The sequence below is a fragment of the Shigella sp. SIG3 genome (assembly GCF_053555855.1).
On sequence record NZ_JBQZXE010000122.1, the window covers coordinates 1 to 10381 of the forward strand.

At 43.6% G+C, this 10381-nt stretch carries 4 protein-coding genes and 3 pseudogenes; 6 read left to right on the forward strand and 1 reads right to left on the reverse strand.

The window, feature by feature from the left end:
• Together ACUU1I_RS17175 and ACUU1I_RS17180 are read left to right on the forward strand one after the other, a co-directional pair.
• Positions 1–1281, forward strand: a pseudogene (locus ACUU1I_RS17175) (sulfatase-like hydrolase/transferase); the annotation flags it as partial.
• A gap of 51 nt (positions 1282–1332) precedes the next feature.
• Positions 1333–2488: pseudogene (locus ACUU1I_RS17180) on the forward strand (anaerobic sulfatase maturase).
• Here ACUU1I_RS17180 and ACUU1I_RS17185 read toward each other — a convergent pair.
• Entirely contained in the window at positions 2454–2576 is a 123-nt protein-coding gene (locus tag ACUU1I_RS17185) for a protein YneP (RefSeq protein ID WP_120795387.1), read from the reverse strand. The pseudogene ACUU1I_RS17180 and the gene ACUU1I_RS17185 overlap by 35 nt on opposite strands.
• Positions 2577–2778: 202 nt before the next feature.
• Here ACUU1I_RS17185 and ACUU1I_RS17190 point away from each other — a divergent pair.
• The 4 genes and pseudogenes from ACUU1I_RS17190 to ACUU1I_RS17205 form a co-directional block, all read left to right on the forward strand.
• Positions 2779–4464: pseudogene (locus ACUU1I_RS17190) on the forward strand (ABC transporter ATP-binding protein/permease).
• A gap of 37 nt (positions 4465–4501) precedes the next feature.
• Positions 4502–6874, forward strand: coding sequence for a TonB-dependent receptor plug domain-containing protein (locus ACUU1I_RS17195; protein WP_000832422.1), 2373 nt, complete (start codon positions 4502–4504; stop codon positions 6872–6874).
• A 56-nt stretch (positions 6875–6930) separates the two neighbouring features.
• Positions 6931–9714 carry a M16 family metallopeptidase gene (locus ACUU1I_RS17200; protein ID WP_001245022.1) on the forward strand — a complete coding sequence of 928 codons (2784 nt, stop codon included), beginning with the start codon at positions 6931–6933 and terminating at the stop codon, positions 9712–9714.
• 361 nt (positions 9715–10075) lie between these two features.
• Positions 10076–10381 (forward strand): pyridoxal-dependent decarboxylase (locus ACUU1I_RS17205; RefSeq protein ID WP_000358874.1); only part of this gene is annotated, 306 nt, incomplete at its 3' end.

Consider the following 10381-nt stretch of genomic DNA (forward strand, 5'->3'; position numbering starts at 1 on the left):
CCCGTGCCGCAATAATGACCGGTCGAGCTCCCGCCCGCTTTGGTGTCTATTCCAATACCGATGCTCAGGATGGTATTCCGCTAACAGAAACTTTCTTGCCTGAATTATTCCAGAATCATGGTTATTACACTGCAGCAGTAGGTAAATGGCACTTGTCAAAAATCAGTAATGTGCCGGTACCGGAAGATAAACAAACGCGTGACTATCATGACAACTTCACCACATTTTCTGCGGAAGAATGGCAACCTCAAAACCGTGGCTTTGATTACTTTATGGGATTCCACGCTGCAGGAACGGCATATTACAACTCCCCTTCACTGTTCAAAAATCGTGAACGTGTCCCCGCAAAAGGTTATATCAGCGATCAGTTAACCGATGAGGCAATTGGCGTTGTTGATCGTGCCAAAACACTTGACCAGCCTTTTATGCTTTACCTGGCTTATAATGCTCCGCACCTACCAAATGATAATCCTGCACCGGATCAATATCAGAAGCAATTTAATACCGGTAGTCAAACAGCAGATAACTACTACGCTTCCGTTTATTCTGTTGATCAGGGTGTAAAACGCATTCTCGAACAACTGAAGAAAAACGGACAGTATGACAATACAATTATTCTCTTTACCTCCGATAATGGTGCGGTTATCGATGGTCCTCTGCCGCTGAACGGGGCGCAAAAAGGCTATAAGAGTCAGACCTATCCTGGCGGTACTCACCACCCCAATGTTTATGTGGTGGAAAGGAAAACTTCAACCCGGTAATTATGACAAGCTGATTTCCGCAATGGATTTCTACCCAACAGCTCTTGATGCAGCCGATATCAGCATTCCAAAAGACCTTAAGCTGGATGGTGTTTCCTTGCTGCCCTGGTTGCAAGATAAGAAACAAGGCGAGCCACATAAAAATCTGACCTGGATAACCTCTTATTCTCACTGGTTTGATGAGGAAAATATTCCATTCTGGGATAATTACCACAAATTTGTTCGCCATCAGTCAGACGATTACCCGCATAACCCCAACACTGAGGACTTAAGCCAATTCTCTTATACGGTGAGAAATAACGATTATTCGCTTGTCTATACAGTAGAAAACAATCAGTTAGGTCTCTACAAACTGACGGATCTACAGCAAAAAGATAACCTTGCCGCCGCCAATCCGCAGGTCGTTAAAGAGATGCAAGGCGTGGTAAGAGAGTTTATCGACAGCAGCCAGCCACCGCTTAGCGAGGTAAATCAGGAGAAGTTTAACAATATCAAGAAAGCACTAAGCGAAGCGAAATAACTAAACCTTCATGCGGCGGATTTTTCCGCCGCCTTATTGAGCGAGATAGCAATGCACGTTACAGCCAAGCCCTCCAGTTTTCAATGTAATCTCAAATGTGATTACTGTTTTTACCTTGAAAAAGAGTCGCAGTTTACTCATGAAAAATGGATGGATGACAGCACTCTGAAAGAGTTCATCAAACAATATATCGAAGCGTCTGGCAATCAGGTCTATTTTACCTGGCAAGGCGGTGAACCCACTCTGGCTGGCCTGGATTTTTTCCGTAAAGTTATTCACTATCAACAACGCTATGCAGGCCAAAAACGTATTTTTAATGCATTACAAACGAATGGCATTTTATTGAATAATGAATGGTGTGCCTTTCTCAAAGAACATGATTTTCTGGTTGGTATCTCGATCGATGGCCCCCAGGAGTTACATGACCGTTACAGACGCAGTAATTCAGGTAACGGTACTTTTGCAAAAGTGATAGCAGCCATCGAGCGTCTGAAATCATATCAAGTAGAGTTTAATACGTTAACCGTCATTAATAACGTTAATGTCCATTACCCTCTTGAGGTTTATCATTTTTTAACATCTATCGGCAGTAAACATATGCAATTTATCGAATTGCTAGAAACCGGGACGCCGAATATTGATTTCAGTGGTCATAGTGAGAACACATTCCGTATCATTGATTTTTCTGTGCCTCCCACGGCTTATGGCAAGTTTATGTCAACCATTTTTATGCAATGGGTTAAAAACGATGTGGGTGAAATTTTCATTCGTCAGTTTGAAAGCTTTGTCAGCCGTTTTTTGGGGAATGGGCATACAAGTTGTATTTTCCAGGAGTCCTGCAAGGATAATCTGGTTGTTGAAAGTAATGGAGACATTTACGAATGCGACCATTTTGTCTATCCACAGTACAAAATTGGAAACATTAATAAATCTGAACTCAAAACGATGAACAGTGTACAACTGACAGCGCAAAAAACGGATTTCAGCGAAATGTCAGCAATGTGCATATAAACCTATCTGCAATGGCGGTTGTCCTAAGCATCGTATTACTAAAGTAAACAATGAGACTGTTTCTTATTTTTGCGAAGGTTATAAAATCCTTTTTTCAACCATGGTACCTTATATGAACGCCATGGTTGAGTTAGCTAAGAACAGAGTACCGCTTTACCACATTATGGATGTTGCAAAACAAATGGAGAATAATTAATAACGCTCTCTTTTAACTCCATTCTTAGCCTCCTTCTTATGACCTTAACAAGGCACCCGACATAAATTCCTGTCGGGTGTTTCGTCATCATCATCTTCCCTTGCGAAAATCCTGGCTTACGTGGTATGCGTCAGGGCATTAGCAATACCCTTGATTATCAATAGCATAACCATAACCACTGAAAATTAAAAATTTCTATATATTTCATATTGTTAAATGATACTTAAATAAATTTCATCAGTAAATCATTGCCATAGATAATCATTGGATGGCACAATCAATTTTCGCTAATGATAACCATTCCCATTACGTTTTGTATGTTGATAGCAAAGTATCTCTGTCTGCTGAAGCCCTTTTGGCTGCGTAAGAATAATAAAACTTCAGTGTTGTTAATCATTATTATCCTCGCAATGATCCTTGGCGTGGTTAAAATTCAGGTCTGGTTAAACGACTGGAATAATGATTTTTTCAATGCGCTAAGCCAGAAAGAAACCGATAAGCTTTGGCAGCTTGTTCTTTGGTTCCCTGCCCTGCTGGGGATCTTTGTATTAATATCCGTAAACAAAACATGGTTAATTAAACTACTGACTATTCGCTGGCGCGAATGGTTAACAGATTACTACCTTAATCGCTGGTTTGCAGATAAAAACTACTACTTCACGCAGATCTACGGCGAGCATAAAAATACAGATAACCCTGACCAACGTATCGCTGAAGACATTCTCTTACTGATCAACAAAACGCTCAGTCTTTCATTTGGCTTCATCCAGTCACTTAGCATGCTGATCACCTTTACCGTTATTCTTTGGCAAAGCGCGGGTACGCTCTCATTCACTGTTGGTGGAACAGAATGGAATATCCAGGGGTATATGGTCTATACCGTCGTGCTCATTGTGATCGGTGGAACTTTATTTACCCATAAGGTGGGTAAACGTATTCGTCCGCTTAATGTGGAAAAACAACGTAGCGAAGCGACATTTCGAACTAATCTTGTGCAGCATAATAAGCAGGCAGAACTGATTGCGCTAAGCAATGCTGAGTCTCTACAACGCCAGGAGTTGCGCGACAATTTTCATACCATTAAAGAGAACTGGCATCGTTTAATGAATCGTCAGCGGTGGCTTGATTACTGGCAAAATATTTATTCGCGCTCGCTTAGCGTTCTTCCCTACTTTCTGTTATTGCCGCAGTTTATTAGCGGGCAGATCAATCTGGGCGGACTGATGAAATCGCGCTAGGCATTTATGCTAGTATCGAACAATTTAAGCTGGTTTATTTATAAATATGACGAACTTGCTGAACTGGCTGCGGTTATCGATCGCTTGTATGAGTTCCATCAACTCACTGAATAGCGCCCTACGAATAAGCCTAAAAATTGCCAACATGCGGTACAAGTGGCTAATGCGAGTATTCGTACGCCTGATAATAAGATCATATTAGAGAACTTGAACTTTCATGTTTCGCCAGGCAAATGGCTATTACTGAAAGGCTACTCTGGTGCGGGAAAAACCACACTGCTTAAAACATTATCCCACTGCTGGCCGTTATTTAAAGGTGATATTTCTTCTCCTGCTGACAGTTGGTATGTGTCACAAACACCGTTAATCAAAAGCGGCTTACTGAAAGAGATTATTTGTAAAGCACTTCCCCTGCCCGTAGACGATAAATCGTTGAGCGAAGTACTGCATCAGGTTGGTCTGGGGAAATTGGCTGCGCGTATTCATGACCACGATCGCTGGGGAGATATTCTTTCCAGCGGCGAAAAACAACGTATCGCCCTGGCACGATTAATTTTACGACGTCCGAAATGGATATTTCTTGACGAAACTACCTCTCATCTTGAGGAACAAGAGGCTATACGCTTACTGCGTTTAGTGCGTGAAAAACTACCCACAAGCGGCGTCATTATGGTTACACATCAACCCGGTGTCTGGAACCTGGCTGATGATATTTGTGACATTAGCACGGTTTTATAACAACAATAAAAGCCCTGCTGTACGGAGATATAAATAAATGAAGCGAGTTCTTATTCCTGGCGTCATTTTATGTGGCGCTGATGTGGCGCAGGCCGTCGATGACAAAAACATGTACATGCATTTTTTTGAAGAGATGACGGTCTATGCTCCTGTCCCTGTACCCGTAAACGGCAACACGCATTACACCAGTGAAAGCATCGAGCGTTTACCGACCGGGAATGGCAATATCAGCGATCTGCTGAGAACCAACCCTGCGGTACGCATGGATTCAACGCAAAGTACCTCGTTGAACCAGGGAGATATTCGCCCTGAGAAAATCTCTATTCACGGTGCGTCGCCCTACCAGAATGCCTATTTGATTGACGGTATTAGTGCAACTAATAACCTGAACCCAGCGAATGAGTCCGATGCCAGTAGTGCAACCAATATTAGCGGGATGTCACAGGGGTATTATCTTGATGTCAGCTTACTGGACAATGTGACGCTTTATGACAGTTTTGTGCCGGTTGAATTTGGTCGCTTCAATGGCGGGGTAATTGATGCAAAGATCAAACGCTTCAACGCTGATGATAGCAAGGTGAAATTGGGTTATCGCACTACGCGTTTGGACTGGTTAACATCGCATATCGATGAGAATAACAAGAGCGCATTTAATCAAGGTTCTTCAGGAAGTACCTATTTCTCTCCAGATTTTAAAAAGAACTTTTATACCTTGTCGTTTAATCAGGAGCTGGCTGATAACTTTGGCGTTACCGCCGGTTTATCGCGCCGCCAGTCTGATATCACCCGCGCGGATTATGTTTCGAATGACGGCATTGTCGCCGGTCGGGCACAGTATAAAAACGTTATCGATACTGCATTGAGCAAATTTACCTGGTTTGCCAGCGACCGCTTTACCCACGATTTAACCTTAAAATATACCGGCTCCAGCCGTGATTATAATACCAGCACCTTCCCGCAATCTGATCGCGAAATGGGTAATAAATCCTATGGTCTGGCATGGGATATGGATACGCAACTCGCATGGGCCAAACTACGTACCACCGTTGGTTGGGATCATATTAGTGATTATACCCGTCACGATCATGACATCTGGTACACCGAACTTTCATGTACATATGGTGATATTACAGGGCGTTGTACCCGTGGCGGATTAGGACACATTTCCCAGGCTGTAGATAATTACACCTTCAAAACACGCCTGGACTGGCAAAAATTCGCCGTGGGTGATGTTTCGCATCAACCCTACTTCGGCGCGGAATACATCTATTCCGATGCATGGACTGAACGCCATAACCAGTCTGAATCCTATGTGATTAATGCTGCAGGAAAGAAAACTAACCATACCATTTACCATAAAGGTAAAGGCAGCCTGGGAATTGACAACTACACGCTGTATATGGCGGATCACATTAGCTGGCGGAATGTGTCGTTAATGCCCGGTGTGCGTTATGACTATGACAACTATCTGTCAAACCACAATATCTCCCCGCGCTTTATGACGGAATGGGATATTTTTGCTGATCAAACCTCAATGATTACCGCCGGTTATAACCGTTACTATGGCGGGAATATTCTTGATATGGGATTACGTGATATCCGCAATAGCTGGACGGAATCGGTATCAGGTAATAAAACCCTGACGCGTTATCAGAATTTGAAAACGCCTTATAACGATGAACTGGCAATGGGATTGCAGCAAAAAATCGATAAGAACGTTATTGCACGCGCAAACTATGTTTACCGTGAAGCGCATGATCAAATCAGCAAAAGCAGTCGTACCGACAGCGCGACTAAAACCACCATTACTGAATATAACAACGATGGCAAAACCAAAACGCATTCGTTTAACCTCAGTTTTGAACTGGCCGAACCCCTGCATATCCGCCAGGTAGATATTAACCCGCAAATTGTCTTTAGCTATATCAAGAGCAAGGGCAACTTGTCGTTAAACAATGGTTATGAGGAGAGCAATACCGGTGATAACCAGGTGGTTTATAACGGTAATCTGGTCTCTTACGATAGCGTTCCAGTGGCAGATTTTAATACCCCATTAAAGATCTCCTTAAACATGGATTTCACGCATCAACCGAGCGGGTTAGTGTGGGCGAATACGCTGGCCTGGCAAGAAGCGCGTAAAGCTCGCATTATCCTTGGTAAGACAAATGCGCAATACATCAGCGAATATTCAGATTACAAGCAGTATGTTGACGAAAAACTGGATAGCAGCCTGACCTGGGACACCCGCTTGTCCTGGACGCCACAATTTCTGAAACAACAAAACCTGACGATCAGTGCCGATATTCTCAATGTACTGGATAGCAAAACCGCTGTTGATACAACGAACACCGGTGTGGCGACCTACGCCAGTGGCCGTACTTTCTGGCTTGATGTCAGCATGAAATTTTAATAGTTCGGATTTTACTTAACCGGGTAAATTCGCCCGGTTTTCGCATGGAGATAATTATGAGAAACCTCTGTTTCTTACTGACGTTAGTGGCAACTCTGTTGCTCCCCGGGCGGCTGATTGCCGCCGCCTTACAGCAGGATGAAAAGTTAATTACCGGGCAACTGGACAATGGCTTGCGATATATGATTTATCCGCATGCTCATCCAAAGGATCAGGTAAATTTATGGCTGCAAATTCATACCGGTTCATTGCAGGAAGAAGACAATGAGCGCGGCGTGGCTCATTTTGTAGAACATATGATGTTTAACGGCGCAAAAACATGGCCGGGTAATAAAGTCATCGAAACATTTGAGTCAATGGGCCTGCGTTTTGGTCTCGATGTTAATGCCTATACCAGCTATGACGAAACGGTGTATCAGGTGAGTTTGCCGACTACGCAGAAACAAAATCTGCAACAAGTGATGGCAATCTTCAGTGAATGGAGTAATGCCGCAACCTTTGAAAAACTCGAAGTAGACGCTGAACGTGGCGTAATTTCTGAGGAATGGCGTGCCCATCAGGATGCGAAATGGCGCACCTCTCAGGCGCGCCGCCCTTTCCTGCTGGCTAATACCCGTAATTTAGACCGTGAACCTATCGGCCTGATGGATACTGTCGCCACGGTCACACCGGCACAATTGCGCCAATTTTATCAACGCTGGTATCAACCAAATAATATGACCTTTATCGTGGTCGGCGATATCGACAGTAAAGAAGCGCTGGCGCTGATAAAGGATAATTTAAGTAAGTTTCCGGCTAACAAAGCAGCTGAAAATCGCGTCTGGCCGACAAAAGCCGAAAACCACCTGCGCTTTAATATCATTAATGATAAAGAAAACCGGGTGAACGGCATCGCACTCTATTATCGCCTGCCAATGGTACAAGTGAACGATGAGCAAAGCTTTGTCGAACAAGCTGAATGGAGCATGTTAGTTCAGCTGTTCAATCAACGTCTGCAGGAACGCATACAGTCGGGCGAGTTGAAGACTATTTCTGGCGGCACTGCGCGCAGCGTTAAAATTGCACCCGATTATCAGTCGCTGTTTTTCCGTGTAAATGCACGAGACGATAATATGCAGGATGCTGCGAATGCATTAATGGCAGAGTTGGCAACCATTGATCAGCATGGTTTTTCTGCTGAAGAACTCGATGATGTCAAATCTACCCGCCTCACCTGGCTGAAAAATGCGGTTGATCAGCAAGCTGAACGTGATTTACGTATGCTGACCAGTCGCCTGGCATCCAGCTCATTAAATAATACGCCGTTCTTGTCGCCGGAAGAGACATATCAACTTTCGAAACGTCTGTGGCAGCAAATTACCGTGCAAAGTCTGGCGGAAAAATGGCAGCAGTTAAGAAAGAACCAGGACGCATTTTGGGAGCAAATGGTAAACAATGAGCTTGCCGCCAAAAAAGCATTGTCTCCTGCGGCTATCCTGGCGCTGGAAAAAGAGTACGCCAACAAAAAGCTGGCGGCTTACATCTTCCCAGGCAGAAATTTATCGTTAACAGTAGACGCTGACCCACAGGCGGAAATTAGCAGCAAAGAAACGCTGGCTGAGAATCTGACATCATTAACACTTTCCAATGGTGCCAAGGTTATTCTGGCAAAATCCGCGGGTGAAGAGCAAAAGCTACAAATTATTGCCGTATCGAATAAAGGCGATTTAAGTTTCCCTGCGCAGCAAAAATCACTTATCGCGCTGGCAAATAAAGCAGTTAGCGGAAGCGGCGTTGGCGAACTCTCCTCTTCCAGCCTGAAACGCTGGAGTGCGGAAAACTCGGTAACCATGAGCAGTAAAGTCAGTGGCATGAATACGTTGCTCTCCGTTAGCGCGCGGACTAATAACCCTGAACCTGGTTTCCAGTTGATTAACCAGCGAATCACCCACAGCACGATTAACGACAATATTTGGGCATCGCTACAAAATGCTCAAATTCAGGCGTTGAAAACGCTCGACCAGCGTCCAGCGGAGAAATTCGCCCAGCTGATGTATGAGACGCGCTATGCTGATGACCGCACGAAATTACTGCAAGAAAATCAGATTGCACAGTTTACTGCCGCAGATGCGCTGGCTGCCGATCGCCAGTTGTTTTCATCTCCAGCGGATATCACGTTTGTCATTGTCGGTAATGTCGCAGAAGACAAACTCGTGGCGTTAATTACGCGTTACTTAGGCTCAATCAAACACTCTGATTCGCCATTAGCCGCAGGTAAACCATTAACTCGCGCGACGGACAACGCATCGGTTACTGTAAAAGAACAAAATGAACCTGTGGCACAGGTTTCACAGTGGAAGCGTTATGATTCCCGGACACCTGTTAATCTGGCGACGCGTATGGCGCTCGATGCTTTTAACGTCGCACTGGCAAAAGATCTACGCGTTAATATTCGTGAACAGGCATCTGGGGCATACAGCGTTTCTTCTCGCCTCTCGGTTGATCCTCAGGCTAAAGATATCAGTCATTTGCTGGCTTTTACTTGTCAACCAGAACGACATGATGAACAGTTAACGTTAGCGAATGAAGTGATGGTTAAGCGTTTGACTAAGGGGATCAGTGAGCAAGAACTGAACGAATACCAGCAAAACGTTCAGCGCAGCCTCGATATCCAACAGCGTAGCGTTCAACAATTAGCGAACACTATTATAAATAGTCTTATTCAATATGACGATCCTGCAGCATGGACTGAGCAGGAGCAATTGTTGAAACAAATGACGATAGAGAATGTTAACACTGCCGTTAAACAATATCTTTCTCATCCGGTAAATACTTATACCGGAGTATTATTGCCAAAATAATAACAGCCCCGTCAACACATCGTTGGCGGGGATTTTAGCAATATTCGCTATTTTTATGTAATAATTTTATAAATGCGTTCAAAATAATAACCAAGTACTAATAGTGATATTTTAATGTCTGATTTTTACGTGATAATTCAGGAGGCACAGAAAGCGCATAAAAATAACAACATAAAACACCTTGCCACCACCCAAAAATTCTCTATTGCATTGTTTTTAATGAAAAAAATATCATTCCAACAATATCTCACGATAAATAACATTAGGATTTTGTTATTTAAACACGAGTCCTTTGCACTTGCTTACTTTATCGATAAATCCTACTTTTTTAATGCGATCCAATCATTTTAAGGAGTTTAAAATGGATAAGAAGCAAGTAACGGATTTAAGGTCGGAACTACTCGATTCACGTTTTGGTGCGAAGTCTATTTCCACTATCGCAGAATCAAAACGTTTTCCGCTGCACGAAATGCGCGACGATGTCGCATTTCAGATTATCAATGATGAATTATATCTTGATGGCAACGCTCGTCAGAACCTGGCCACTTTCTGCCAGACCTGGGACGACGAAAACGTCCACAAGTTGATGGATTTATCCATTAACAAAAACTGGATCGACAAAGAAGAATATCCGCAATCCGCAGCCATCGACCTGCGTTGCGTAAAC

Bases quoted from the DNA above. Each gene is read 5' to 3' on its own strand.
- ACUU1I_RS17200 (WP_001245022.1), top strand. From the start codon at position 6,931: ATGAGAAACCTCTGTTTCTTACTGACGTTAGTGGCAACTCTGTTGCTC.
- ACUU1I_RS17185 (WP_120795387.1), bottom strand. From the start codon at position 2,576: ATGACGAAACACCCGACAGGAATTTATGTCGGGTGCCTTGTTAAGGTC.
- ACUU1I_RS17195 (WP_000832422.1), top strand. From the start codon at position 4,502: ATGAAGCGAGTTCTTATTCCTGGCGTCATTTTATGTGGCGCTGATGTG.